Here is a 25,257-nt window from a genome sequence, read left to right as displayed (position 1 = left end):
TTGCAAAAAACGCGCCGAAACCGGCGCGTTTTTCTAATTGTTGATCAGACCGCCTGTTTCAGCGCGTCCACCAGATCGGTGCGCTCCCAGCTAAATCCGCCGTCCGCATCGGGTTCACGACCAAAGTGGCCATAAGCAGCGGTCCTCTGATAAATCGGCTTGTTGAGTTGCAGATGTTGGCGAATTCCGCGCGGAGTCAGGTCCATCACCTGCCCAACCGCCCTTTCGATCACTGCATCTGCAATCTGGCCGGTTCCGTGCGTGTCGGCGTAGATCGACAACGGTTTGGATACACCAATCGCATAGCTCAGCTGGATGGTGCAGCGCTCAGCCATGCCTGCGGCCACAACATTTTTAGCCAGATACCGCGCCGCATAAGCCGCCGAGCGGTCCACTTTGGTTGGGTCTTTGCCCGAGAATGCGCCACCACCGTGAGGTGCTGCACCGCCATAAGTGTCGACGATGATCTTGCGACCGGTCAGACCCGCATCACCATCCGGACCGCCGATGACGAACTTGCCGGTGGGATTCACGTGCCATTCGGTTTCGGCGGTCAGCCAGCCGTCAGGGAGGGTTTCACGGATATAGGGCTCGACAATGGCGCGAATATCACCCGAGGTCAGCGCCTCATCCATGTGCTGCGTCGACAGCACGATAGAGCTGACACCGACTGGCGTGCCGTCGCGATAGATAACAGACAACTGTGATTTTGCATCCGGGCCAAGGGCGGGTTCACTGCCATTTTTGCGAACTTCAGCGAGACGGCGAAGGATAGCATGCGAGTATTGGATCGGTGCAGGCATAAGCGCTGGCGTCTCGGTCGTGGCATAGCCGAACATGATGCCCTGATCGCCTGCACCTTCGTCTTTGTTATCGGCAGCATCCACGCCTTGCGCGATATGGGCCGACTGCTCGTGCAACAGGTTAGTCACTTCGACGGTTTCGTGGTGAAACTTGTCCTGCTCGTAGCCGATATCTTTGATACATGCCCGCGCGATATCGTCGATATGCGCCATATAATCATGCAACTTGTCCTGATCCGACAGACCCACTTCACCGCCGATTACTACGCGATCCGTGGTGGCAAAAGTTTCGCATGCAACGCGGGCCTCAGGTTCTTCGCGCAAGAATGCGTCTAGTACTGCATCGGAAATACGATCGCAGACCTTATCCGGGTGTCCTTCGGAAACGGACTCCGAAGTAAAAGTATAATTCTGTCGGGACATGAATGTGCTCCATTAAGTTTACCCCACCACGTCAGGAAGCCGTTGTGACAGGCGTGCGACCGAATACGCTTAGCGTTTGACAGGGTCAATCGGAATTTGGTCGTTTACGCGCCGGGTGTGTCGCCATAGCAGCGCGAATAGCACCAATAGAGCTACTAATACCGGACTATCACCAATTCGGGAATAAACGGTCGGAGTTTGTGGGCGCGGCAATTCGGCGTCGATAAACCCCGCCTGCCCAAGCGCCAGCGCCTCGGTGATCTGCCCCGCTGGGTCAATCATTGCCGAAACTCCGGTATTGGCCGAGCGCAACATCGGCAGGCCTTGTTCGATTGCACGCATCTGCGCCTGGGCGAGGTGCTGATACGGGCCGGAACGCGTTCCGAACCAAGCGTCGTTTGTAATCTGCAAAAGAAAATCCGCACGATCCGGCGCGGATAAAATATCCTGCGTGAATACCGCCTCGTAGCAGATCAGCGGCAGCGCCTTGCCAAGCACGCCTACATCCATCAATGCGGCACCCAGTCCCGCGCTAAAGCCATTCCCTGTGGTTGCGGCCATCCCGTAGATGCCGAACCTTGCCATCACTTCACCAAATGGCACATATTCCCCAAAGGGCACCAAGTGATGTTTATCGTATAGCCCGTCTTGCTGACCCTCCTCATTTAGATAGATCATCGAGTTATAGATCTGCTGCCCATCGGCACGCTGAATGCCCAGGACTACCGGGGTGCCCTGTGCAGCTTCGCCAATTGCTGAAAGATAGGGCTGCGCGCTGCCCAACCATGCCGGGACCGAGGTTTCCGGCCAGACGATTAGGTCCGGGCGGGGCTCGGCCGCTGTGAATTCAAGTTGGCGTGCGAAAAACACTGACGCATAGGCAGGATCCCATTTCTGGTCCTGGGGTGCATTGGGTTGAATCAGCCGCACGATATGACCAGAGGGCATGACAGGAGGTCGGTTCGCTGCATAGAGCAAAGCCAAGGCCGCACAGCCTGCGGTCAACGCGATCGGTACAACGATGCCGCTTCGGGTCCGATTGCTGAACAAGGCTGCGCCCAATGGCACTGTGGCAAGCAGTGTCAGCGCTCCCAATCCATAAGGGCCGACAAGTGACAGAGTCTGGGCAAATGGCGTATCCACCCAAATCTGCGCGATGCCTGCCCAAGGAAATCCGGTCAGAATGTAGCCACGCGCAAACTCGACCAGCGCCAGCGTTACAGACAGCAATGCCCCCTGCAAGACGGGCGCTCCACCGATGCGTTTCGAAACTCCGAAGGCCAACGCCCAGAACAAGGCCAACCCGCCTGACAAGAAGATCAGTGCAAAAGGGGCCATCCACGCATGGCGTTGGACATCAACCAGAAACGGCTCGATTATCCAGCTTAATGCGTGCGCAAAATAGCCCGTTGCAAAGACCCAACCCAGCAAACCCGCTCGGCGATTTGTCTCAGTGCTCAGATACAACGGCGCTATCAGCACCAGCGACAGCAAGCTTATTGGCCAATATCCCAATGGTGCCTGACCACTGGCCGCTGCGACACCCAACAGCGCCGCCAGCACCAACCGCAGCCAAAAGGGCCACCCCTCGGCAGGGTTCATGCAACAATATCCGGCAGCATGACACGCAACCGTTTTATGCGGCGCGGGTCTGCGTCAATGACCTCGAACTCGGGCCCTTCGGGGTGGCATACAACCTCACCACGCGCCGGAACCCGCCCCGAGAGCATGAAGACCAAACCGCCCAATGTGTCGATCTCTTCTTCGTCTACATCTTCGTGGCTGGTCAGAGAGCGGCCAATCTCGGCCTCGAACTCTTCAAGTGGTACACGCGCCTGAACCACGTAGCAGCCGGGTTTCTCTTGTATCCATAGTTGATCTTCGTCGGCATCATGTTCGTCGGCGATTTCTCCGACAACCTGTTCAATCAGATCTTCGATAGTCAGCAAACCATCGACTCCACCGTATTCATCGATCACCAGAGCCATATGGCGACGTTCTGTCTGCATCTTGGTCAGCAAAACGCCAATTGGCATCGATGGTGGCACGAACAGCAATGTCCGCAGCATCGACCTCAGATCGAACTCGGAGGAATTGCCGTTAAAGCCATGGGTCAGCGCAAAGTCCCTGAGATGCACAAACCCCAAGGGCGTATCCAACGTGCCGTCGTAAACAGGAATGCGTGACAAGCCGCTGTCGCGGAAAATCTGGACAAGTTCGTCTTTCGGGGTTGTCGAGGGGACCGATACGATTTCGGCTGTTGGGATCGCAACATCTTCGACCCGCATTCTGCGCAGGTTGATCATGCCCCTTGGCTGAGCGCTGACGACCTCTGCCCCGTTTAGCTGGCTGGTCTCTTCGCCCTGAGAAGAAAATACGTCGATGAGTCGAGAAAAAAGCCCGCCTCTTTCGTCGCTGTCATTGCTGCTGTTCTGAGAATGCGCGCCATGCGCCGCCCTAGAACTGCCGTCTGTTTCGCCCATTATCCTGTTCCAAATGATCGGGCAAAGGTGCCCATGTCATACATTATATGGGTCATCTATACCCAGTTTGCCAAGTATCTCGACCTCGACCCTTTCCATCAAAGTGGCGTCGAGGTCACGAATGTGATCATACCCCAGCAAATGTAGTGTACCGTGAACGATCAGATGCGTCACGTGATCGTCGGTGCTTTTGCCGGCTTCAGCTGCTTCGCGCGCGCAGGTGTCATACGAGATCGCAATGTCGCCCAGCACGATTTCGCCAGTAAAGTCAGGTTGCGGAGCCGGCGGAGTGTCTCCCGCCCGATCCGGGGCCAGTTCTTCGGCAGGCCAGCTGAGGACGTTGGTCGGCGTGGATTTTTCACGAAATTCAGCATTCAATTCAGCGATCCGTGCATCATCGCAGCCCAGCAAGCTGATTTCGCATTGATCCGCCTCAAGATCGCAATACTCCAGAACAGCAGCAATTGCGCGCGTGGCCAAAGGCTCCAGCCCGCGCCAGCGATCATCCTCAAGCGTGATTTCCAGATTCATACCTTTGGCTCCGAGCCCAGCTTCAATCGGCGCCTTGAAAGTTATCCGGTTTCGCGCCCCGCATCGGCCTCATACGCCTCGATAATGGCGGCGACAAGCGGATGGCGGACGACATCTTTCGAGGTGAAATAGTTGAAGCTGATATTCGGGATCGTTTTCAGCAACCGTTCGGCATCCTTGAGACCCGATTGCACACCGCGCGGCAGGTCAACCTGAGACCGGTCGCCGGTGATAACCATCCGACTACCTTCACCAAGCCGGGTCAGGAACATCTTCATCTGCATCGTTGTGGCATTCTGCGCCTCGTCCAGCACCACAAATGCATTTGCCAGCGTACGACCGCGCATGAAGGCAAGCGGAGCAATCTCGATCCGCTTTTCTTCGATCAGCTTGGCAAGTTGTTTTCCGGGCAGGAAATCATTCAGCGCGTCATAAAGCGGCTGCATGTAGGGATCGACCTTATCCTTCATGTCACCGGGCAGGTAACCGAGCTTTTCACCGGCCTCGACCGCCGGACGGCTGAGAATGATGCGGTCAACGTGCCCGCCAATGAACATGGACACCCCGACCGCAACGGCCAGATAGGTTTTGCCGGTGCCCGCGGGTCCAATGCCAAAGGCCAGTTCGTTGTTGAACAGCGACTGCACATAGGCCTTCTGGGCGTCGGTGCGCGGCTCGACCAGTTTTTTGCGTGTCTTGATCTCGACCGTGCCACCCTTGAACATCTCAAGCTGGTCACCATCGCGCGTGCCAGTTCCGACCTCGGAATTGCCCATGCGCAACTCGCGGTCGACATCTGCGGCTTCCACATCACGCCCACCTTCGAGCCTTGTATAGAGGGCCTGTAGAACCTCAATCGCCTGCTTTTGCGAATCCTCGTCGCCCAGCACGACAAGCTGATTGCCGCGTCGCACAATCTGCACCGAGAGCTTCTGTTCGATATCGGTCAGGTTGCGGTCATATTCACCGCATAAATCGATCAATAATCTGTTGTCGGGGAATTCAACAAGCGCCTCACGCTGGGGCATGTCATCTTGCGGTGGGGTCAGGGCACCGATGGCCAATCCGTTCTCCTGTCTTGGCGTTTCATCTTGAGCGTAGACAAACTGTAGAGGTAGACGCAAGCGGCAGTTTCAAAATTTGCACACCTCATGACAAATGCGCCGATGAACGCTGAAACAGCCAACTTTAAACGCCAATCGCGCGGATATCAGAATGTATAGTTCAACCCGATCCGCAGTCCGCGATAGCTTGGCGTCGATTTGGTCGAGAATGACGGACCCAGTTCGACCGTTTTTGATTCGAACTGCAGATACTCGATCTCGCCGGTGATCGACCAATTTTCGTTCAGTTTGTGTTCAGCGCCCAAGCTGGCCGAGAAACCTTGTCGGCGGTCCTCGCTCTCAAATCGGCTTGTCCCGCTTGCATCAGTTAGTGAGCCTGACGTGGTGATATCGCCGCGGACATAACCCACAGTCACGAAATAGAGGACACTGCCGCTGCGGTTGGTAAGCCCGTTCCGCAGGCGGATGGACAATACATCCGAGATCGCGGATCTGCCGCTGACCTCTGCCCCACCGGATCGGGACGAGGTGATGTCATCGAGCGTGCCAAAGTCATAGCCGACTTCCAGCCCATACACATAGTCGCGCCCACCTCTGGCTGGCAGAATGCCGCGCCAGCCACCGCGAAAACCTGCGAAATTTCCGCTTGGCTTAAGGTCGCCCGCAGCAAACGTGTCTCCGTCGTTCACGCGCAGGCCAAACTCGTCCGAACCGCCCGAGGCATGTCCGGCGCTGACCCCCAGATAGAACGCATTGACGTCGCGCGCGAAACGCTGAGACGAGATTACGTCGGGCTCAGTGACTTCCCCGACGACATCGCCGGCCAAAGTCGGGGCAGCGCAAGATAGAAACACGACAGTCGCCGACAAAACACGGGAAAGGTTTACACTCGGAAAACGTATCCAGCTCACTACTCGTACCCTCCGCAAAGGCGGGCCGTCAGGCGGGGTCGGTGCGTTTGTCGACACCCAAAATTCGGCCCAGAAAAATCTAGCCTTCCTCGGAACATAGTTCCAAGCCATAAATCAAGGGTTAAATTTCAAGGCGAAAACCCTTTGCGGGCCAGCCACAAGGGATCAGACCAACGCACCACCCAGCGAGTTCGCGCCAGACGATTTTATCCTTACCTTACGTAAGTCGCCGCTCGCGATATCAGCGTCAGCGACGTGAACCGCATGCAGATACTCGGATTTTCCAACCATCTGGCCCGGTTGCCGCCCAGGCTTTTCAAACAGGACATTAACTGTCTTTCCGACCATCGAGTCCTGAATCTCGCGCTGGTGGCGAGTGATCAACCCTTGCAAGCGCTGCAGGCGTTCATCCGCCACTTCGGCCTCGACCTGTGGCCGTTCTGCTGCAGGTGTGCCGGGTCGCGTCGAGTATTTGAAGGAATAGGCGTAGCCGTATTTGACCTCTTCGACCAAATCCAGAGTAGCCTGAAAATCCTCTTCCGTTTCTTCCGGGAAGCCCACGATGAAATCGCCGGACATCAGAATATCGGGGCGCGCTTCTCGGATACGCTCGATCAATCGGAGATAGCTTTCAGCCGTGTGGCTGCGGTTCATCCGCTTTAGGATTTTGTCCGACCCCGACTGCACCGGCAAATGCAGATATGGCATCAACTTCTCACAGGTGCCATGCGCTTCGATCAGCGCATCATCCATGTCGTTCGGGTGCGAGGTGGTAAAGCGTATGCGCTCTAGCCCGTCGACCTTGTTCAATTCCCAGATCAGACCGGCAAGGGTCATGTCTCCGTCCGGTCCAGCCCCGTGATAGGCATTGACGTTCTGCCCCAGCAGCGTGATCTCACGCACACCGCGTTCAACCAGATCGCGGGCCTCACGCAGGATGCGATCTGCCGGGCGGCTGACCTCGGCCCCGCGTGTATAGGGCACAACGCAGAAGGCACAGAACTTGTCACACCCCTCCTGCACGGTCAGAAATGCCGTCGGTCCGCGCTTGGCCTTGGGGCGGTTCTTGAGCTTTTCGAATTTGTCTTCTTCGGGGAACTCGGTATCCAGCGCCTTTTCACCCGCGCGCGTCTTCGCCTCCATCTCGGGCAGGCGATGATAGCTTTGTGGCCCCACCACCAGATCGACAAGCGGCTGGCGGCGGATGATTTCCTCGCCTTCGGCCTGAGCGACGCAACCTGCGACACCGATTTTAAGGTCCGGCTTTTCCGCCTTGAGGCCCTTGAAACGGCCCAGTTCGGAATAGACTTTCTCAGCTGCCTTTTCTCGAATGTGGCAGGTATTGAGCAGGATCATATCCGCATCATCGGGCGATTTGGTCTCGACATAGCCCTGTCCGCCCAGCGCTTCGGCCATGCGTTCGCTGTCATAGACGTTCATCTGACAGCCATAGGTCTTGATAAACAGCTTTTTCGGTTCAGACATGGGTTGGCCTTTGCAGTCGCTGGGTCGGCGTCGTCTATACGTATCGAACGCCGCTTGCAATGCTGGCGCAATTACCCGAATTTGGCGGGAATTTCCAGCAAGGCGGCAACGAAACCAACGATGCAGTACGAATCCCTTGATCATCTTCTGAAATCCGATCGGTCGATCCTGAGCGAGGGACCCGTGGCACTGATATTTGCCGAAGATAATGTCGAGCTAGAAGGGACGCTGCACCATCATTTGAAGCTGGGGTTCAAATCCGTGATCACATTCCTGCCCCAGGAATTCACGCTGGATGAAGCGCTGGAGGAAAGGGTTCATCGAGTGACGATGACCTGCGCGCCGAGAACCGTCGTATTTGAGGCCGTCAATCGGATCATTCAGGCGGCTCAGGGTGCATGGGTATACTACTGCTACAACTCTGAATATCTGTTCTACCCTTTCTGCGAGACCCGCTCGGTCGGAGAGTTACTGGCCTTCCATTCTGAAGAACGGCGCCAGGCCATGCTGACCCATGTGATCGATCTTTATGCGAATGATCTGACGGCCTATCCAAACGGAGTGGCCCCCGATCACGCAATGCTGGACAAGACCGGATACTACGCCCACACGCGGCATGACGCATCTGGCAAGCCGCTAGAGCGGCAACTGGATATGTCCGGTGGTCTGCGCTGGCGGTTCGAAGATCATATCCCGTATGAACGACGCCGGATCGATCGGATTTCGCTGTTCAAAGCAAAACCCGATCTGAGACTTCTGCCTGATCACACTTTCAATGAGCCGGAATACAACACCTATGCCTGCCCGTGGCACAACAACCTGACCGCCGCGATCTGTTCGTTCCGGGCGGCCAAAGCATTGAAGACGAACGCCGGATCGACGTTTGATATCTCCAACTTCTGCTGGAACCACTCAACTCCGTTCGAGTGGGATTCGCGCCAATTGCTGGATCTGGGCCTGATCGAATCGGGCCAGTGGTTCTAGGTTCTAACGCTGTAGCAGAACTGGGAACCAGTCCTCGCGCAGCCTTTGCCCAGGCACCATTTCATGTCCCGGAAATGGCGGCGAAGTCCGGCCTGGACGCTCGACATAACGTGCATCATCACCAACCAATCGCAGCGAAAATGCCCTGCGTCGGCTATCGGAAGTATTGCCTCGGGCCCCGTGTAGCGTGCGATAGTTGAAGGCCACTGCATCACCGGGCTCCATTTCAAATTCTACAATCTTCATCCTTTCGGCATCTGGGTCCGGAATCGGCATGTACTGGCCCTCGTCAGGGAAGAAACCTTCTTCCGAGACCCAGCGGGTAGGTAGCACTTCTTTTTCCCAGCGGTGCGAACCGGCAACGCAGCGCAAGGTCGCTTGTTTCACCGGATCCAACGGTGACCAGAAGCTGATATTCTGTTGACCATCCACAAAATAGTATGGCCCATCCTGATGCCACGGCGTTGCCATCGAGGTTCCGGGTTCCTTCACCAGAACATGGTCATGGAACATCTGCACAGATTGCGACTGCATGAGGTCGGCCGCTACTTCAGCAGCAGGAGATTTTTCGATCACTTCACGAAACTGCGGGATACGGGACCAGTTGCAATAGTCGTCAAAAAAACGGCCGGTTTCGCCATCTTTCCTGTTCTCCGAAGCATAAGGACCCGGCTCGGCCATATTCGCGGCAACCCCGGCCCGTAGGGTTTCAATATGATCGGCGAACAGGCCTTTAACCAACACAACGCCGTCCGTCTGGAAGTTGTCGATCATGGCCTGAGAAACAAGAGGGTGAGTCATTGCGGTCTCCTTAGATTTGTCGCCCGATCTGCGCATGAATAAGACATCTGTTCAAATCATATCTTTCAATTTAGGTATTAACTCTATGTTATACCTCACTCTGCGCCAATACGAATATGTTTGCGCCATCGGTCGGCATGGCAGCCTGTCTGCTGCGGCACAACGCCTAAATGTCTCGCAACCTGCCTTGTCCAATGCGCTGACCCGGGTCGAATCACGTTTGGGATATCCACTGTTTGCGCGAAGACGGGGTGCCGCGATGGCGCTGACCCCGCAGGGCCGCAAATTCATCGAAGAGGCCGAGGCCTTGTTGAAGCGAGCTGCGCTTTTGGAACAGTCAAAGCAGCCGATAACCGGCGAACGCCGATTGCGCCTGGGATGCTTTGTCGATCTGGCACCCTTTCTTCTGGCCCAATCTCTGCACCGCCTGCAAGAAGCTTTGCCCGACGTCGCCCTGACACACGGGGTTGAGACGTTCGAAGGCCTGATTTCCGGCTTGATCGATGGCAGATACGATTTTGCACTCACCTATGACCTCGGCATGGATGCCGGTTTTTCCTGCAAGAAGTTGTTCGACAGCACCCCACACGCACTGCTTTCACCTGATCATACACTGGCGGCGGCCAATCAGCTCACCCTGACCGAGCTAGCGTCATATCCACTGATTCTGTCTAAAGAGGGTTTGTCTGCACAGCATGTACTCGCGCTTTTCAGACGCAAAGGTTTGAACCCCACAATCTCGCACCGAGCGGAATCATTGGAGCTTTCGCGCAGTCTGGCCGCTCATGGGGAAGGCATCGGGATAAGCTATACCAGCCCTAAAAACGGCTTCAGCTATGATCAGGTCCGCGTGATAAGCCTGCCGATCACCGATCCAGATGCAACCGAATCTGTTGTATTGGCACGGCATGGCACGGGGCCGACTGATCCGCTGATCACGCAGGCTGAGCATGCGTTGGTTACGTTGTTATTTAAGGATTAGAGGTTACTTCTTCCGCAGGCGGATCACCACATCGACCGATGCGATTTCGACGCCTTCAGGAGCTTCCGGCAATTGTTGGATTACCAATTGATCGGATGGTGCATCGCTCAGACGGCTTTCGTCTTCCCAATAGAAATGCGGATGGTCATGCGTGTTGGTGTCGAAATAGCTTTTGGACCCGTCAACAGTGATCTCTTGAAGCACCCCGGCATCGCAAAACGCCCGCAATGTGTTGTATACGGTCGCCAGCGAAACCGCGTCACCTTTGGCTTTTGCGGATTCAAACAGGCTTTCCGCTGTCACATGACGATGCAGACCGTCGCCCACAAGCAATTCGGCCAAAGCAACCCTTTGGCGCGTGGGGCGCAAACCTGCGTCAACCAACCAATTTGCAGCGATCTCACGGCTCTGAGGTGTCATGAATCCGATACCTGTGTTTTGCTGCCCTTAATATAAGTGCGCCCTGCCTGCAATTTCAAATGAAATTCATTCGCAAAGAATATTGTAGTCACAACAAGATATGGAGTGCTGGTCTTGCAGGACCTTGCATACGGGTGATAGACGAGGCCAGATGTAATAAACGGACCCAGGCAGGAGAGGCGGCAGAATGGCCCAATTCCCGAGCAGTTTTGACAAGGACGATCTGCTGAAATGCGCCCGCGGCGAACTATTTGGCCCTGGCAACGCGCAGTTGCCGGCTCCGCCGATGTTGATGATGGACCGCATTACCGAGATTTCCGGCGACGGTGGAGCGCATGGCAAGGGTCATGTGCTGGCCGAATTCGATATCACACCTGAGCTTTGGTTCTTTGACTGCCATTTCCCTGGCAATCCGATCATGCCCGGCTGTCTGGGCCTGGACGGTTTGTGGCAACTGACCGGCTTCAACCTCGGCTGGCGCGGCTGGCAAGGACGTGGCATGGCCGTTGGCGTCGGAGAGGTCAAGTTGACCGGCATGGTGCGCCCGGACCGGAAGATGCTGACCTATAAGATTGATTTCAAAAAGGCGATCCAGACGCGCCGCCTGACCATGGGTGTGGCAGATGGCATCGTCGAAGCCGATGGCGAATTGATATACGACGTCAAGGATATGAAGGTCGTTCTGTCAGACGCCTGAGCCTGACCGGCCGCAATAAGGAGTACGCACATGCGTCGAGTAGTCGTCACCGGTCTGGGGGTTGTGTCCTCGATCGGGAACAATGCCGAAGAGGTGCTCGCCTCGCTCAAAGCAGGCAAATCCGGCATCGTAGCAAGCGAACAGATGGTCGAGCACGGCTTTCGCAGCCAGATCGCCGGTTCGCTGAAAATCGATGTGGCCGATCACGTGGACAAGCGGACCCTGCGGTTCATGGGTCCGGGTGCTGCCTATGCCCATATCGCGATGAATCAGGCCATCGCGGACGCCGGGCTGACCGAAGATCAGGTGGTCAATCCGCGCACAGGTCTGGTGGCAGGTTCGGGTGGACCATCGACCAGCGCGATGTTGACTGCGCACCAAACCGTGCTGAAAACCGGCGCAACCAAACGGATCGGCCCGTTTGCAGTGCCAAAGTGCATGTGTTCGACGATTTCTGCGAACTTGGCGACCGCGTTCAAAATCAAAGGTATCAACTACTCGATCACGTCGGCCTGCTCGACCTCGCTGCACTGCATCGGCAATGCGGCTGAACAGATCATGCTGGGAAAGCAGGATGTGATGTTCGCAGGTGGAGGAGAAGAGCTGGACTGGACCCTGTCCTGCCTGTTCGACGCGATGGGTGCGATGTCGTCCAAGTACAACGACACACCTGATAAAGCCTCGCGCGCATTCGATCAGAACCGCGACGGATTTGTGATTTCCGGCGGTGGCGGCATCGTGGTTCTGGAAGACCTCGAGCATGCGCTGGCGCGCGGTGCGAAAATCTATGCCGAAGTAACCGGCTATGCCGCGACATCTGATGGGCACGACATGGTGGCACCATCCGGCGAAGGCGGCGAGCGCGCGATGCGTCTGGCGCTGTCGACCGTGCCCGAAGGCCGCAAGGTCGGCTATATCAATGCCCACGGCACCTCGACCCCAGTGGGCGACGTCGGAGAAGTCGAAGCCGTACGCCGTATCTTTGGTGAAGGCAGTGTGCCTCCGATTTCATCGACAAAATCGATGACCGGTCACGCGCAAGGCGCAGCGGGGGCGCTTGAGGCGATCTTCTGCCTGCTCATGCTGGAACATGATTTCATTACTCCGTCGATCAATGTCGACACACTTGCCGACGGCATCCTGCCCGGTGAAATTGCAACTCAAGTGGTTGAAAACGCAGGCTTGGACAGCGTGATGACCAATAGCTTCGGCTTTGGCGGCACCAACGGATCCATGGTTCTGTCGAAGTATAACGGGTGAACAAGATGTCGGATATTCTCAAGGGTAAACGCGGCCTGATCATGGGCGTGGCTAATGACCGCTCTATCGCGTGGGGCATCGCCAAAGCCATGCACGAAGCGGGCGCTGAGCTGGCTTTCACCTATCAGGGCGAGGCATTTGGCAAACGGCTCGAACCGCTGGCCCAAAGCTTGGGCAGCGACTTCATGGTCGATGCGGATGTGACCGATGATGATTCACTGGATCGCGCGTTTGGCGAGTTGTCCGCCCGCTGGCCAACAATAGATTTTGTTGTCCACGCTATCGCTTATTCGGACAAGTCCGAACTGACCGGTCGATTCTTGAACACCACGCGGGCAAACTTCAAACACTCGCTGGATGTGTCGGCCTATTCGTTCATCGAAGTTGCCCGTCGCGCTTATCCGCTGATGAAGGACAATGGCGGCACGTTGTTGACCCTGACCTATCAGGGGTCGAACAAGGTTGTACCAAACTACAATGTCATGGGCGTCGCCAAGGCTGCGCTGGAATCGGCGACGCGCTATCTGGCGAACGATCTGGGCCCCGAGGGTATTCGCGTGAACGCCATCTCGCCCGGCCCGATGAAAACATTGGCAGGTGCGGCTATTGGTGGTGCACGCAAGACCTACAAGTTCTGCGACCAGAACGCACCTATGCGTTCGAATGCCACGCTGGAGGCCGTCGGAGGCACCGCCGTGTATCTTGCGTCCGACGCCGGCAGCTATACTTCGGGTGAGATCATCCGCGTCGATGGCGGGTATCATATTCTGGGCATGCCCCAGCCAGAGGCCATGTGACCATATCTTTCCCTGCGGCTGCCAAGATTTGAACATCTTTGCCCCGCAGGGATTACGATATGAGCAAACTTGAACAGATCCTTGCGAGCAACACGCGCTCGCCAGCTTTGAAACGCAAATCAGGAAGCGGACGTGCGCGTCTTTTGCTGCTGATTCTCACATCGCTGCTGATTGCCTTTGTGTTTCTGACCCAACCGCCCGTGCGCGATGCGATTGAGCCGTTGTTGTCACATATCCCGGGCCTTTGATCCAATCAGCATCAGTTGATCGAAACGATTTCGATATCGAAGACCAGATCTTGCCCCGCTAGTGGATGATTTGCATCCAAGGTCACTGTCGCCTCATCTACCTCGACGACAGTCACTGGCAATGCCTGACCGTCAGGAGTTTGCATCTGTAACTGCGTGCCCGGTTCAAGCGGAATGTCATCCGGGATGCCTTCACGCGGGATCTGCTGCCGCATGCCCGGATTGATCGGGCCATAGGCGTCAACGCAATCGATCTCGACACGCTTCTTCTCGCCAATCTCCATGCCCGGCAGGGCAGCGTCCAGACCGGGTATGATCTGCCCGGAACCAACCGCAAACTCCAACGGATCGCGCCCCTCGGAACTGTCGAAGACTTTGCCGTCCAGCAGAGTTCCGGTGTAGTGGATGCGAACCGTGTCGCCTTGTTTGATTGCGGTCATGATGGCCTCCGGCCTGAAAAGAAATGAACGGCGCAGCCTAGAGGCTGACACAGCATTGTAAACCCTGCCCTCTTTAACCCCGGAACCGGTTGTGATTACCTGCGCCCGATCAGGGGAGGATCGGATGGCTATCACCACGTGTATATTCGACGCTTATGGCACTCTGTTTGACGTGGCCGCCGCCGCAAGGCAGGCCGCAGCGGAACCGGAGTTCGAAACGTTGGCTGATAAATGGCCCGAGTTGGCCAATCACTGGCGTTTAAAGCAACTGCAATATACTTGGTTGCGTGCTGTCGCTGATGCGCATTGTGACTTTTGGGATGTCACGCAAGATGGGCTGGATTGGGCCTTGGAAGCGGTAGGCCTTCAGGGGGATAACACCCTTCGGCAGCGTCTGCTCGATTTGTATTGGGAGTTGCAGGCCTATCCCGAGGTCCCCGATATGTTGAAGGCGCTGAAGGCCGGTGGGTTGCAGACCGCCATCCTGTCCAACGGTTCACCCCCGATGCTGAACGGGGCGGTGCAGTCTGCCGCGATCGGTGATGTGCTGGATGATGTTCTGTCGGTCGAAAGCGTGGGGGTCTTCAAACCCCATGCCAGCGTATACGATCTGGTGCAGAACCGCTTCGGCTGCGCGCGCGATGAAGTGCTGTTCGTCAGCTCAAACGGGTGGGACGCTGCCGGGGCCAGTGGCTATGGATTTGTCACAGCTTGGGTCAACCGCGCTGGCGAACCAATGGACCGTCTGCCGTGGAAACCTGCACATGTGCTGCCAGACCTGACGACGATCCCTCAATTGGCAGGGCTTTGATGGCATATTTCACCACCTCGGACGGCAAACGCCTGTACTATGAAGATACCGGCACGGGCCATCCTCTGCTTTGCTTGGCTGGCTTGACGCGCAACTGCCGCGACTTTTCATTTCTTGCGCCACATATGAGTGATCTTCGTATGATTGCGATGGATTATCGCGGGCGCGGCAAGTCCGATTTTGATGCGAACTACATGAATTACAACATCCTGCGCGAAGGACAGGATGCGGTTGAACTGCTGGATCAACTGGGCTTGAAGAAAGTGACCCTGTTGGGCACATCACGCGGGGGGCTGGTCGCCATGGCGCTGGCCGCCAGCCATCCTGACCGGCTGGCAGGTGTTATCCTGAACGACGTTGGCCCGGTGATCGAACCCGGTGGCATTGCCAAGATTATGGACTATGTCGGCAATCCCCCAAGTTCACAATCCTATGATGAGGCTGCGCAGGTCCTGCACGCGATGATGGCACCTCAGTTCCCGGGCATCGCTCAGGACGTCTGGAAACAGCAGGTAGAACATCAATACATCCAGACCGGAACCGGGCTGGAGTTGCGCTATGACCCCGCATTGCGACAAGCGTTGATCGAGCAGGCCGCCATCACCCCGGCACCGGACCTGTGGCCTTTGTTCGACGCCCTGAGCACGATCCCCACCGGTGTGATCCGCGGCGCAAACTCTGACCTTTTAAGCGCTGCCACAGTGCAAATGATGCACGCACACCACCCCGAATTGATCTCGACCGAAGTGCCGGGCCGAGGACATGTCCCGTTCCTGAACGAGCCTCAATCCCTAGACCTGATCCGCAAGATACTGGACGCCAAATGAGCAACATAGACATGATCGAAGCCGCCGCCGAGCGGCTGAAAGGTCACGTGCGCGAGACGCCGCTTCTGTCATCGCCTTTCCTGGATGAAATCGCGGGTCGCCGCGTGCTGATCAAACCCGAATGCCTGCAACACACCGGCAGTTTCAAATTTCGCGGCGCGTGGTCAGCTATTTCGGCATTGGATGAAGCGGCGCGCAACCGGGGCGTCATCGCCTATTCCTCGGGCAATCACGCACAGGGTGTTGCCTATGCAGCGGCTCAACATGGAGTCTCGTCCGTCATCGTCATGCCCTCGGATGCGCCGAAGCTGAAGATTGAAAACACCCGCGCGCTGGGCGGTGAGGTCGTCCTTTATGACCGCGCCAGCGAAAGCCGCGAAGACATCGGCGAGGCATTGGCTGCCGAGCGCGGTTTGACCTTGATCAGGCCTTATGACGAACCGCAAGTGATCGCTGGCCAGGGAACAACGGGACTGGAGCTGGCGCGTCAGGCACGGGCGCTGGGCGTGACCGAAGGTGACGTTCTGATCTGCTGTGGCGGCGGCGGGCTGACATCTGGTATCGCGCTGGCGTTAGAGCGTCACGCGCCCGGTCTGCGCCCTCGTCCATGCGAGCCTGAAGGGTTCGAAGACGTGAAACGCTCGCTGGCAAGCGGGACGATCCAAAGCAACGACGCTACTTCGGGAAACATCTGCGACGCAATCCTGACGCCACAGCCGGGGCAGATAACCTTTCCCATCCTGCAGCGGCTTTGCGGCCCTGGTCTGTCGGTATCTGAACAGGAATCCCTACGCGCCATGGCCTTTGCGTTTCTGCGTCTGAAGATCGTGCTGGAACCCGGAGGAGCGGTTTCGCTGGCCTCTGCCCTGTTTCGCAAGGATCAGATTGATGGGAATGCGGTGATCGTAGTCGCCTCGGGCGGCAACGTGGATCCGCAGATCTTTGAACGGGCGTTGGAATTCCTTACCTGACAATCGCTTACAGCCGGTGCAAAATCCGGTTGTAGTCGTTTTAACGGAAACCCTGAGCAGACGGGGACGCTAAACATGCATATCGCTGACCTCAAAGATGTTCGGATACATTACCGAATTGATGGCGACGACGCTGGCGCCCCCATCGTGTTTGCTAATTCACTGGGCACAGATATGCGGCTGTGGGACCCGATATTGCCGCTACTGCCCAAAGGCCTGCGCATCATTAGGTACGACAAACGCGGGCACGGATTGTCATCAGCACCCTCAGCGCCCTATTCCATGGGAAATCTGGTGCGCGACGCCGAGCAATTGCTGGATTATCTAGAGGTCAAGGATTGCGTATTCGTGGGTCTGTCCGTCAGTGGCATGATTGCGCAGGGCCTGGCGGTCAAGCGTATGGATCAGATCCGCGCGCTGGTGCTGTCGAATACGGCCGCCAAGATCGGCACTCCCAAGATGTGGCAGCAGCGTATGGATGCTGTCCGTACCGGCGGGATCGAGGCACTGGCGGATGCCACCATGGATCGGTGGTTCTCGAAATCATTTCGCGCCAGCGCCGAGATGACGCTTTGGCGCAACATGATGGTCCGACAACCGGTCGAAGGCTATCTGGGCTGCTGCGCTGCAATCTCGGGCACCGATTTCTATACGCCAACCAGCGGATTGCGCCTGCCGACCTTGGGGATTGCGGGCAGCGAAGACGGCTCAACCCCGCCCGATCTGGTGCGCGAAACGGTCGATCTGATCCCTGGTTCACGCTTTGCGCTGATCCGAAAGGCAGGCCACCTGCCCTGCGTCGAGCGCCCTCAGGACTTTGCCCAATTGATTGGTGATTTTCTGACCGAGATCGGACATATTTGAAGGAGGGATTGTTGGCAGATTTCTTGCTTGTACATGGCTCTTGGCACGGTGCCTGGTGCTGGCGCGATCTGATCCCGGAACTGACCACTTTCGGACATACCGCCCGCGCCATCGATATGCCAAGCCACGGCTCGGACCCGACGCCTATCCGCGATGTCACCCTTGGAACGTGCAGAGATGCCGTGCTAAAGGCTTCGACACCAAAGACCATCATCTTAGGGCACTCGTGGGGTGGATATCCCGTAAGTGCGGCTGCCGAGACCGACCCGAACGCCATGCGAGGTGTGATTTATCTAAGTGCCTATGTTCCGAAATCCGGGCTATCTATGGTCGAAATGCGCAAACGAGCCCCACGCCAACTGATCGGAAATGCCGTCGAAGTATCCGGCGACGGGTTGTCGTATTCGGTGGTACCGGATCAGGTGCACGACCTGCTTTATCACGACTGCGCGCGCGAGGTGGTTGCCTATGCATTCGCGCGCCTGTGCCCCCAGGCGATTGCACCGCAGACTACCCCCCTAGACGTCGGAGATAACTTCGCGCGCGTTCCAAAAGGGTACATCAGAACTACCGATGACCGAATCGTTCCGACCGAATATCAGGCCGAGATGGCGGGCTGCGCGGACCCTGATATGCACCTTACGATAGACAGCTCTCACTCGCCGTTTTTTTCGCATCCTGAGCATCTTGCCGGGTTGATGCACCAGATCTCGCAACGAATGTAGCCAGCCACCGTCGATGTCCCGACCCCGATACGCCGTGCGCCGATCTGTTTGGTTGTCGCACACTGAACCGATGACCCACACAATGCTTATCAATAGGTGGATTCTTTTGCGTCTACCCCACTTTGGCAGAACAACGACACATCCGTGACGGTTTCCACCTTGCAGGTCCCGCCGGGACGGGTCACCGTGATCCCGTTAGGGAGCGGGAAAACACATGCAAACCATCAAAGCAGCCGTATGCCGGGCCTTCGGCGAACCTCTGGTCATCGAAGACATCCTGATTGCACCACCCGGCATGGGCGAGGTCGAGGTCACGCTGGATGCAGTGGCGATTTGCCATTCGGACATTTCCTTTGCAAGCGGCGCATGGGGCGGCCACTTGCCCGCGGTTTACGGGCACGAAGCGGCTGGCATCGTTTCTGCTGTTGGTGAAGGCGCAGGGGATTTCAAACTTGGTGATCCCGTTGTGGTAACCTTGATCCGCGCCTGCGGGTCCTGCCCGTCCTGTGCCGGTGGCATGCCCACCATTTGTGAAACACCTTATGACACGGTGAAAGGTCCGCTGCAGACTGCCGACGGTGATGCGCTGGAACAGGCCATGGCATGCGGGGCCTTTGCCGAAAAGGTAGTTGTCAGCCACCGACAGATCGTCCGCATACCTGAGACCCTGCCCAAGGACCTTGCCAGCCTGCTGTCTTGCGGGGTGATCACCGGTGTTGGCGCAGCGGTCAACGCCGCCCAGCTTCGCCCCGGGCAGGACGTGGTTGTCATCGGCGCCGGGGGCGTCGGCTTGAACGCAATCCAAGGCGCACGTATTGCCGGAGCTCGCCGTATCGTTGGGGTCGATATGACACAGGATAAGCTGGATATCGCAATGGAGTTCGGCGCGACCCATGGTGTTTTGGCCAGCCAGAAAGAGCCGTGGAAAGCCGCCTACAAGGCGCTGGGCGGACGTGGCGCAGACGCCGTCTTGATTACTGTTGGTGCAATCCCGGCCTATGATCAGGCCCCGCGTTACCTTGGTCGGGGCGGCAAGGCGATCATGATCGGGATGCCCCATTCTGGTGACATGTCCAGCTACGAACCCGTCGTGCTGGCCGCGCTTGGCCAGGGCATGGTGGGCTCAAAAATGGGCGATGTAGTGATCCAGCGCGACATCCCGTGGATGATCGATCTGTATGAACAGGGGCGGCTGAAACTGGACGAGTTGATCTCGGGTCGCTGGACCCTGTCACAGATCAATGAGGCCATCGAAGACACCAAGTCCGGTGCGGCCAAACGCAATGTAATCTTGTTTGATCGCGACTGAACCCCGCAAAAGGAACACCCGATGAAACTGCAAGATCTCGATGTCATTGTCACCGCGCCTCCGGCACCGGGTTGGGGTGGGCGCTATTGGATTTTGGTCAAGGTCACCACGGATACGGGCGTGATCGGTTGGGGGGAATGCTACGCGTCCTCGGTTGGTCCCGAAGCCATGACCCATGTCATTCGCGATGTATTCGAACGGCACATGCAGGGCGAAAACCCCGAGAATATCGAGTTGATGTTCCGCCGCGCCTATTCCAGCGGCTTCACTCAGCGACCAGACCTGACCGTCATGGGTGCGTTCTCAGGGCTCGAAATTGCCTGCTGGGACATTTTGGGCAAGGATCGTGATCGTCCGGTCTATGCGCTGCTGGGTGGGCGGATGAACGACCGTATCCGGGCGTACACCTATCTCTACCCACTTCCTCAGCATAACCTGACGGACTTCTGGACTTCACCTGAGCAGGCCGGAGAAAGTGCTGCTGAAATGGTCCGGCGCGGCTATACCGCCGTCAAGTTTGATCCCGCCGGGCCTTATACAATCCGCGGCGGGCACATGCCCGCGATGTCCGATATCTCAATGTCGATAGCGTTTTGCAAAGCGATCCGTGAGGCAGTTGGAGCCAAGGCCGATCTGCTGTTCGGTACTCATGGCCAGTTCAACACAGCCGGAGCTATACGTCTGGGCCAAGCGCTGGAACCCTTTTCGCCGCTGTGGTTCGAAGAACCCACACCCCCCGACATGATCGAGGATATGGCCCGTGTGGCGCGCAATGTCCGTATCCCTGTCGCGACCGGTGAACGGATGACAACCAAAGCGGAATTTGGCGCGGTCCTGCGCGCCGGGGCCGCCGAAATCCTTCAGCCTGCGTTGGGACGCGCTGGTGGTATCTGGGAGATGAAGAAAGTCGCCGCGATGGCCGAGGTTTTCAACGCCCAGATGGCACCCCATCTGTATGCGGGACCGATCGAGTGGGCGGCGAATATTCATCTGGCGGCGTCGATCCCGAACCTGCTGCTGCTTGAAAGCATCGAGACCCCATTCCACGATCAACTGATAAAGGGAAGCATCCGCGTCGAGAAGGGGTTCGTCACTCCTCCGATCGAGCCCGGCCTTGGTATCGAAGTCGATGAAGGCCTTGCCCGAGCCCATCCCTACAAAGGTAACGGGCTGCACCTACAGATGCAGGAAACCCCATGTGACTATGCAAATGGGAATGCGTTTCAAGGCGGTGCACCCGCAACCGAAGGGTAACAATCGACAGGCGAGCAAGCCGATCAGTTCGAGACATACCCCGCGATGACCTGCAACAGTTTAAAGGCTGTGGCTGCATCGTTCTCGACGACCGCCAGAAATTCCTCTTCACCGATCCGTAGGCAGGACAGTTCCGTTTCAGCCACCATGCTCAACGCCCGAGGCTCTTTTCGGATCAACCCCAGCTCTCCCACCAACGCGCCCGCACCAACCGTAGTGATCAGTTGATCGGCCTCGCCCGAACGCGGCAGGTACAATCCTGCCTCGCCCTCAAGGATGACATAGGCGCCATCGGTTGGCTGATCATCCTTCAGAAACACCACCTGGCCAGGTTTCGCTTCGAACCAGCGCGCACCAAAGGCCAGCAGTCGAAGCTGGCGACGGTCGAGCCCAGAGAACAACGGGGTCTGCTCAAGCGCACGCAATTTGCGTACCAGATCGGCAGACGCCGCACCGTCGCCGTCGACGTCGGTTGGGCCTTCACCCGTCACGACCCGGCCCTGACGGATTTCAACATACATGTCGAAAACATCTGGATTTTCGAACGCATCATTTAGATAGATTACAGTAGTTTCGGGCAGCAATTCACGCAGATTTTTATAAACTGCGACCTGTGTCTCCATATCATAGCTGGCAAGCGCGGTTTCCAGGATCAGAATATCCGGCTTTTTGATCGCAGCGCGGGTAAAGGCCAGTGGTTCGGCAAATACCGCAGGCAAGTTCTGGCCGCCAATCGAGACCGGAACATCATAGATCAGTTCCACCACCATCGGTCGCGCCCCGTTCTCGGCCAGAACATCGACGATCAGTTTGCGCGCCTCGTCGGTCCGCGCACCGCCGATCTGGCTGACCTTGCCAAACAGTGCGTTTTCCATGACCGTCAAACCGGGTGCAAAGGCATCTTCATCCAACGGGACGAATACATCGTGCAAGGGTTCCAGCAATTTGGCCGAATGGCTGTGGCGAAGCTCAAGAATGCGGTTCTTCAGCTCATCCGAAAACGCCGGGCCAATCTGCTCGGCCGAGATCACAAATGGCACCGAAAGCAAGCTAGCCAATTGTTCGTCATCCAGCCCGTTTGCGCCTTCCTTCCGGGTTTGCTCGACCAATTCAACCGCGGCCTCGTAGGTCTGGGCCTCAAGCCCCAGCTTGCGAAACAAAGGATGATCTGTTCCATCAAGCCCAAATATCTGGCGCAGCATCTCAATTACGTCGCGTGTCAGGCTGATCAGGGTTTCATCCAACCCCAACTCGCGCAACTGGCCCAGAAACACGGTCTGCTGTGCCAGCAATTGTCGCGTCACCGGAACGCAGGGGGTGGCAAACAACAGGTTCTCAGCAACGGGTAGCGCAGGGTTATACGCGCAGCGATCGAAAATCAGCGCCTGCTGATCAAGCCCGGCCTCGCGCACCGCCTTCTGAACCCGAGGGCGCAATTCGACCAGCTTTGCTGCCAGTTCCGGGCGCTCATTCGCATCAAACACCTGCTCGGCACCGCGCTGAAACAACGCCGCGCCCGAGCCCATGCCATCGATCAGTTTCAGCCACCAATCGCGCAGCCGCGCCGTATCGTCAAAACCCGCCATTCCGGGGTCAAGCCATTCGGCGTTGAATGGATCAGCACTATTGCCTGCCCTCAGCGTCTCGGGGAAATCCGGATCCTCGGTGGACTTGGACAATGGATGTGACCGCATCGGCATCATCACATTTTCACCCAACGTGCCCTGAAACATTATGGGGCGCGAGGTTGCTAGACCTATTCGTTGGGCAACAACGCTTTGATGCAGGCCAGCCATATTGATGCCGCCGATTTCAATACGGCCAGAGGTTGGCAGAATCTCGCGGGTCAGCAACTCGGTCAGCGCATGGCGATCTTCCTCGCTGGTGGCCGAAATGCCGACAGTTTTACCTGCTGGGAACGTCAGGTCCAGATCATCCAAAACCTGATTGCCGTCGATATCACGAACCGAGACTTGATTCAGTACGATATCGCCATTCAGATGTGGACGATCCGCTGGCTCTCCGTCAAACAGGGCCTCATCAATCATTCCATCCGGTGCGAAACGATCAATCACAACATCCCATCGCAGCGACATGTCCTGCGTTTGATTATAATAGGTCAGCAGTTCTTTCCAGGGTGAGCTCAAGTCTTTGTAAGCCGCCAGCGCAGCCACCAGAGCACCCAGCGAAACAGACCCCTGCAACACCAGCAGGCCACCGACAAGGTAGAACATGAATGGCGTCAGCTGCGATATGAAGTTGTTGATGAACTTCATAAAGAACTTCTTCTGATAGATCTCAAAGCGGATGGCGAACAGGCGCCCCAGCTGATCCGAGATCATCGCCCGCCGATAACGCCAACCGCCATTGGCGCGCAGGGTCGAAGCACCGGCAGCGTTCTCGCCGATCTGGGCAGCCAAAACGCGGACCTCTTGAATGCGCTTCTTGTTCAGAAGATTGATCTGGCGTTGCAATCGCGGGATCAACCAGGCCTGCAGCGGGATCAACGCCACCGCGGCCAGTCCGAACCAAACGCTTTGGAGGAACAGAAAGGACAGGATCGTGATCATTTGTCCGGCCTGCAGCACGGGCTGACTGATCGCATCCCCCATCAGCCCACCCATCGGTTCGCTTTCAGCGGTTATCATCGAGACCATTTCGCCCTGACTGACCCGCTCAAAATATGGTTGTGGGAAGCGAAGCGCGCGGTTGATCAACTGATAGCGAAAGCGACGCAGCATACGCTCGCTCAGAACACCCTTCATGGTGTTGATACGCATCTTCATCAGCCCGTGCGCCAGCACCGCAGCCAGAAAGGCAAAGCACAGGATCATCAGAAAAGTGGTCTGCGTCAGGCTATAACCCCAGACATCGACAATCTGACTTGTCGCGCCGATTGCGTCATTGATGATGCGCTTGGGCAGCTCCAACGTCAGGTAAAGCAAAGGAAACAAGGTCGACGTCACGGCCAGCAAAATCAACTGGTCGCGCTTCGAGTATTTCCAGATGAACTGAAAGATCGATCGTTCTATTGAACCCGCCCCTACTAACGATCCGCCGCTCAAATCACTGATTTTGGCGTGAATACAACGGGCCGAATTTACCGCAATCGTATCCTCGGACGCAAATGAATTTCCGATTTGCGCCTAATTTGCGTTGTGTGAACAAGTTCATTTGCGCGTTTCGCGTTTACCCCCTAATCTCCTGATTCAGGACGATATCGGGAGGATTCATTTGCCTGCCAGCTTTGGCGCTGTGTTTCTGTTGCTGTGCCTGCTTCAGATCAAACACATGTTCGCCGACTATTTTTTACAGACGCCCAAGATGCTTTCCGGGCGAGGCACGTATTTCCACATGGGGCGCGCGCAACATGCTGCTGTGCATGTTGTGGGTTCGGTCGTGATTTTCGCGCTCTTTCGCGCCCCGATTGAATTCATACTGATCATCGCTGCGTTGGAATGGATCGTGCATTTCCACATCGACTTTGCCAAAGCCAACTATTCTGACCGCAAACAGTTGCAACCCAATCAGGCCGCTTTTTGGCGTGCCGCTGGTCTGGATCAGTTGTTTCACAACCTTACTTATATTGGCATGGCCTGGGCTTGGGTGGCTTTCGCGGCTTAAGCTTCAGGGTACCACCGGTCGGTTCCGCTTGATCGTCCGCAGCACGACATTCGTTTGCGCGCTGGCGACGGCGGGCAATCGAAACAAGAAATCTTCCAGAAACGTGTTGTAAGCAGACAGATTCCTGCACAAGACACGCAGATGATAATCGGCCTGACCAGTCGTGGCGTAGCATTCCTGCACTTCGGGGCTGATCTCGACGGCCCGGATGAAGTCGACAATCTTGTCCGGGTCATGCCGGGTCAGGTGAACATGCACGATTGCTTCGAACGTCAACCCCATCTCGGCAGGGTTCACCAAAGCGCCGTACCGTTCGATCACCCCAGCCTCTTCCAGCGCGCGCACCCGGCGCCATAGCGCGGAGGCTGACATGCCGACTGCATCTGCCAATTCGGCGTTTGAAACCCGGCTGTCATTTTGAAGCAGCGTCAGAATGCGGTGGTCCCGATCATCAAGAGTAGTCATCTTGGAAAGATTCATCCGTAAATATAACTAAATCTGGTAAATCCTATCATATTTTGCAGAACTCGCACAAACTCTGAA

26 protein-coding genes and 1 riboswitch are annotated in these 25,257 nt (G+C 56.8%); of the genes, 14 read left to right on the top strand and 12 right to left on the bottom strand.

Annotated features, from left to right (window positions below; genetic code table 11):
- Positions 1–44: 44 nt before the first annotated feature.
- From metK to miaB, 7 genes are all read right to left on the bottom strand, one after another.
- A complete protein-coding gene (gene metK, locus I5192_RS02075; RefSeq protein WP_223117644.1) occupies positions 45–1,226 on the bottom strand; it encodes a methionine adenosyltransferase in 1,182 nt (393 codons plus the stop codon).
- A gap of 5 nt (positions 1,227–1,231) precedes the next feature.
- Positions 1,232–1,280: riboswitch (SAM-SAH riboswitch) on the bottom strand.
- Positions 1,281–1,295: 15 nt separating this feature from the next.
- On the bottom strand, positions 1,296–2,828 hold the full coding sequence (lnt, locus tag I5192_RS02070; protein WP_223117643.1) for an apolipoprotein N-acyltransferase: 1,533 nt from the start codon (positions 2,826–2,828) through the stop codon (positions 1,296–1,298).
- Positions 2,825–3,709, bottom strand: coding sequence for a hemolysin family protein (locus I5192_RS02065; protein ID WP_170397541.1), 885 nt, complete (start codon positions 3,707–3,709; stop codon positions 2,825–2,827). The genes lnt and I5192_RS02065 overlap by 4 nt, the downstream gene beginning before the upstream one ends.
- A gap of 36 nt (positions 3,710–3,745) precedes the next feature.
- A complete protein-coding gene (gene ybeY, locus I5192_RS02060; protein WP_170404552.1) occupies positions 3,746–4,240 on the bottom strand; it encodes an rRNA maturation RNase YbeY in 495 nt (164 codons plus the stop codon).
- 41 nt (positions 4,241–4,281) lie between these two features.
- Entirely contained in the window at positions 4,282–5,304 is a 1,023-nt protein-coding gene (locus tag I5192_RS02055) for a PhoH family protein (RefSeq protein ID WP_170404555.1), read from the bottom strand.
- A gap of 146 nt (positions 5,305–5,450) precedes the next feature.
- Positions 5,451–6,215 (bottom strand): outer membrane protein, encoded by a 765-nt coding sequence (locus I5192_RS02050; protein ID WP_170511305.1) that lies wholly within the window; start codon positions 6,213–6,215, stop codon positions 5,451–5,453.
- Positions 6,216–6,380: 165 nt separating this feature from the next.
- Positions 6,381–7,700 (bottom strand): tRNA (N6-isopentenyl adenosine(37)-C2)-methylthiotransferase MiaB, encoded by a 1,320-nt coding sequence (miaB, locus tag I5192_RS02045; protein WP_223117642.1) that lies wholly within the window; start codon positions 7,698–7,700, stop codon positions 6,381–6,383.
- Between the two features lie 120 nt (positions 7,701–7,820).
- Between miaB and I5192_RS02040 the strand changes: the two genes are divergently transcribed.
- Positions 7,821–8,684, top strand: coding sequence for a hypothetical protein (locus I5192_RS02040; RefSeq protein ID WP_223117641.1), 864 nt, complete (start codon positions 7,821–7,823; stop codon positions 8,682–8,684).
- A gap of 3 nt (positions 8,685–8,687) precedes the next feature.
- Here the strand turns inward: I5192_RS02040 and I5192_RS02035 are convergent, their stop codons facing one another.
- Positions 8,688–9,485, bottom strand: a complete 798-nt coding sequence (locus tag I5192_RS02035; RefSeq protein WP_223117640.1) for a phytanoyl-CoA dioxygenase family protein — start codon at positions 9,483–9,485, stop codon at positions 8,688–8,690.
- An 85-nt stretch (positions 9,486–9,570) separates the two neighbouring features.
- Between I5192_RS02035 and I5192_RS02030 the strand changes: the two genes are divergently transcribed.
- Positions 9,571–10,467 (top strand): LysR family transcriptional regulator, encoded by an 897-nt coding sequence (locus I5192_RS02030; RefSeq protein WP_170733299.1) that lies wholly within the window; start codon positions 9,571–9,573, stop codon positions 10,465–10,467.
- Positions 10,468–10,470: 3 nt separating this feature from the next.
- Here I5192_RS02030 and irrA read toward each other — a convergent pair whose 3' ends face one another.
- Positions 10,471–10,887 (bottom strand): iron response transcriptional regulator IrrA, encoded by a 417-nt coding sequence (gene irrA, locus I5192_RS02025; RefSeq protein WP_170397577.1) that lies wholly within the window; start codon positions 10,885–10,887, stop codon positions 10,471–10,473.
- 187 nt (positions 10,888–11,074) lie between these two features.
- Between irrA and fabA the strand changes: the two genes are divergently transcribed.
- Genes fabA through I5192_RS02005 form a run of 4 tightly spaced genes read left to right on the top strand, consistent with a single transcriptional unit; the run spans position 11,075 to position 13,889 of the window.
- Entirely contained in the window at positions 11,075–11,584 is a 510-nt protein-coding gene (gene fabA, locus I5192_RS02020; RefSeq protein WP_170397581.1) for a bifunctional 3-hydroxydecanoyl-ACP dehydratase/trans-2-decenoyl-ACP isomerase, read from the top strand.
- Positions 11,585–11,614: 30 nt separating this feature from the next.
- Positions 11,615–12,844 (top strand): beta-ketoacyl-ACP synthase I, encoded by a 1,230-nt coding sequence (gene fabB, locus I5192_RS02015; RefSeq protein ID WP_170397584.1) that lies wholly within the window; start codon positions 11,615–11,617, stop codon positions 12,842–12,844.
- 5 nt (positions 12,845–12,849) lie between these two features.
- A complete protein-coding gene (locus I5192_RS02010) occupies positions 12,850–13,641 on the top strand; it encodes an enoyl-ACP reductase (protein ID WP_170397587.1) in 792 nt (263 codons plus the stop codon).
- A gap of 59 nt (positions 13,642–13,700) precedes the next feature.
- Positions 13,701–13,889: a hypothetical protein gene (locus I5192_RS02005; RefSeq protein WP_170397589.1), complete on the top strand. Its 189-nt coding sequence runs from the start codon at positions 13,701–13,703 to the stop codon at positions 13,887–13,889.
- A gap of 11 nt (positions 13,890–13,900) precedes the next feature.
- Here I5192_RS02005 and I5192_RS02000 read toward each other — a convergent pair whose 3' ends face one another.
- A complete protein-coding gene (locus tag I5192_RS02000) occupies positions 13,901–14,329 on the bottom strand; it encodes a peptidylprolyl isomerase (protein ID WP_170397592.1) in 429 nt (142 codons plus the stop codon).
- A gap of 124 nt (positions 14,330–14,453) precedes the next feature.
- On the opposite strand from I5192_RS02000, the gene I5192_RS01995 reads away from it, so the two are divergent.
- The 7 genes from I5192_RS01995 (at position 14,454) to I5192_RS01965 (ending at position 21,090) form a co-directional block, all read left to right on the top strand.
- A complete protein-coding gene (locus I5192_RS01995) occupies positions 14,454–15,140 on the top strand; it encodes a haloacid dehalogenase type II (RefSeq protein WP_223117638.1) in 687 nt (228 codons plus the stop codon).
- Complete coding sequence (locus tag I5192_RS01990; RefSeq protein WP_223117637.1) at positions 15,140–15,967, top strand: alpha/beta fold hydrolase; 828 nt, start codon at positions 15,140–15,142, stop codon at positions 15,965–15,967. The genes I5192_RS01995 and I5192_RS01990 overlap by 1 nt, the downstream gene beginning before the upstream one ends.
- Positions 15,964–16,938, top strand: coding sequence for a threonine/serine dehydratase (locus tag I5192_RS01985; RefSeq protein WP_223117636.1), 975 nt, complete (start codon positions 15,964–15,966; stop codon positions 16,936–16,938). The genes I5192_RS01990 and I5192_RS01985 overlap by 4 nt, the downstream gene beginning before the upstream one ends.
- Positions 16,939–17,013: 75 nt before the next feature.
- Positions 17,014–17,802, top strand: a complete 789-nt coding sequence (pcaD, locus tag I5192_RS01980) for a 3-oxoadipate enol-lactonase (RefSeq protein ID WP_223117635.1) — start codon at positions 17,014–17,016, stop codon at positions 17,800–17,802.
- An 11-nt stretch (positions 17,803–17,813) separates the two neighbouring features.
- On the top strand, positions 17,814–18,527 hold the full coding sequence (locus I5192_RS01975) for an alpha/beta fold hydrolase (protein WP_170397608.1): 714 nt from the start codon (positions 17,814–17,816) through the stop codon (positions 18,525–18,527).
- A 214-nt stretch (positions 18,528–18,741) separates the two neighbouring features.
- Positions 18,742–19,836 carry a Zn-dependent alcohol dehydrogenase gene (locus I5192_RS01970; RefSeq protein WP_223117634.1) on the top strand — a complete coding sequence of 365 codons (1,095 nt, stop codon included), beginning with the start codon at positions 18,742–18,744 and terminating at the stop codon, positions 19,834–19,836.
- A 21-nt stretch (positions 19,837–19,857) separates the two neighbouring features.
- The gene (locus tag I5192_RS01965) at positions 19,858–21,090 is read left to right on the top strand and encodes a mandelate racemase/muconate lactonizing enzyme family protein (RefSeq protein WP_223117633.1); all 1,233 of its coding nucleotides are present in this window, start codon (positions 19,858–19,860) and stop codon (positions 21,088–21,090) included.
- A 23-nt stretch (positions 21,091–21,113) separates the two neighbouring features.
- On the opposite strand, the gene I5192_RS01960 is transcribed toward I5192_RS01965, so the two are convergent.
- Positions 21,114–24,155, bottom strand: coding sequence for an ABC transporter transmembrane domain-containing protein (locus I5192_RS01960; protein ID WP_170511501.1), 3,042 nt, complete (start codon positions 24,153–24,155; stop codon positions 21,114–21,116).
- A 169-nt stretch (positions 24,156–24,324) separates the two neighbouring features.
- Between I5192_RS01960 and I5192_RS01955 the strand changes: the two genes are divergently transcribed.
- Complete coding sequence (locus tag I5192_RS01955) at positions 24,325–24,714, top strand: DUF3307 domain-containing protein (RefSeq protein WP_223117632.1); 390 nt, start codon at positions 24,325–24,327, stop codon at positions 24,712–24,714.
- A 3-nt stretch (positions 24,715–24,717) separates the two neighbouring features.
- Here the strand turns inward: I5192_RS01955 and I5192_RS01950 are convergent, their stop codons facing one another.
- The gene (locus I5192_RS01950; protein ID WP_170397624.1) at positions 24,718–25,179 is read right to left on the bottom strand and encodes an Lrp/AsnC family transcriptional regulator; all 462 of its coding nucleotides are present in this window, start codon (positions 25,177–25,179) and stop codon (positions 24,718–24,720) included.
- Positions 25,180–25,257 lie beyond the last annotated feature (78 nt).

Origin of the sequence: Ruegeria sp. SCSIO 43209 (assembly GCF_019904295.1) — a bacterium.
Classification (GTDB): Bacteria; Pseudomonadota; Alphaproteobacteria; order Rhodobacterales; family Rhodobacteraceae; genus Ruegeria.
This window is presented reverse-complemented; position numbering and strand designations above follow the sequence as displayed.

Bases quoted from the DNA above. Each gene is read 5' to 3' on its own strand.
- miaB (WP_223117642.1), bottom strand. From the start codon at position 7,700: ATGTCTGAACCGAAAAAGCTGTTTATCAAGACCTATGGCTGTCAGATG.
- pcaD (WP_223117635.1), top strand. From the start codon at position 17,014: ATGCATATCGCTGACCTCAAAGATGTTCGGATACATTACCGAATTGAT.
- I5192_RS01995 (WP_223117638.1), top strand. From the start codon at position 14,454: ATGGCTATCACCACGTGTATATTCGACGCTTATGGCACTCTGTTTGAC.
- I5192_RS01970 (WP_223117634.1), top strand. From the start codon at position 18,742: ATGCAAACCATCAAAGCAGCCGTATGCCGGGCCTTCGGCGAACCTCTG.
- I5192_RS01985 (WP_223117636.1), top strand. From the start codon at position 15,964: ATGAGCAACATAGACATGATCGAAGCCGCCGCCGAGCGGCTGAAAGGT.
- irrA (WP_170397577.1), bottom strand. From the start codon at position 10,887: ATGACACCTCAGAGCCGTGAGATCGCTGCAAATTGGTTGGTTGACGCA.
- I5192_RS02040 (WP_223117641.1), top strand. From the start codon at position 7,821: ATGCAGTACGAATCCCTTGATCATCTTCTGAAATCCGATCGGTCGATC.
- fabB (WP_170397584.1), top strand. From the start codon at position 11,615: ATGCGTCGAGTAGTCGTCACCGGTCTGGGGGTTGTGTCCTCGATCGGG.
- fabA (WP_170397581.1), top strand. From the start codon at position 11,075: ATGGCCCAATTCCCGAGCAGTTTTGACAAGGACGATCTGCTGAAATGC.
- I5192_RS02035 (WP_223117640.1), bottom strand. From the start codon at position 9,485: ATGACTCACCCTCTTGTTTCTCAGGCCATGATCGACAACTTCCAGACG.
- ybeY (WP_170404552.1), bottom strand. From the start codon at position 4,240: ATGAATCTGGAAATCACGCTTGAGGATGATCGCTGGCGCGGGCTGGAG.
- I5192_RS02065 (WP_170397541.1), bottom strand. From the start codon at position 3,709: ATGGGCGAAACAGACGGCAGTTCTAGGGCGGCGCATGGCGCGCATTCT.
- I5192_RS01990 (WP_223117637.1), top strand. From the start codon at position 15,140: ATGGCATATTTCACCACCTCGGACGGCAAACGCCTGTACTATGAAGAT.
- lnt (WP_223117643.1), bottom strand. From the start codon at position 2,828: ATGAACCCTGCCGAGGGGTGGCCCTTTTGGCTGCGGTTGGTGCTGGCG.
- I5192_RS01950 (WP_170397624.1), bottom strand. From the start codon at position 25,179: ATGACTACTCTTGATGATCGGGACCACCGCATTCTGACGCTGCTTCAA.
- I5192_RS01965 (WP_223117633.1), top strand. From the start codon at position 19,858: ATGAAACTGCAAGATCTCGATGTCATTGTCACCGCGCCTCCGGCACCG.
- I5192_RS02030 (WP_170733299.1), top strand. From the start codon at position 9,571: ATGTTATACCTCACTCTGCGCCAATACGAATATGTTTGCGCCATCGGT.
- I5192_RS02000 (WP_170397592.1), bottom strand. From the start codon at position 14,329: ATGACCGCAATCAAACAAGGCGACACGGTTCGCATCCACTACACCGGA.
- metK (WP_223117644.1), bottom strand. From the start codon at position 1,226: ATGTCCCGACAGAATTATACTTTTACTTCGGAGTCCGTTTCCGAAGGA.
- I5192_RS02005 (WP_170397589.1), top strand. From the start codon at position 13,701: ATGAGCAAACTTGAACAGATCCTTGCGAGCAACACGCGCTCGCCAGCT.
- I5192_RS02010 (WP_170397587.1), top strand. From the start codon at position 12,850: ATGTCGGATATTCTCAAGGGTAAACGCGGCCTGATCATGGGCGTGGCT.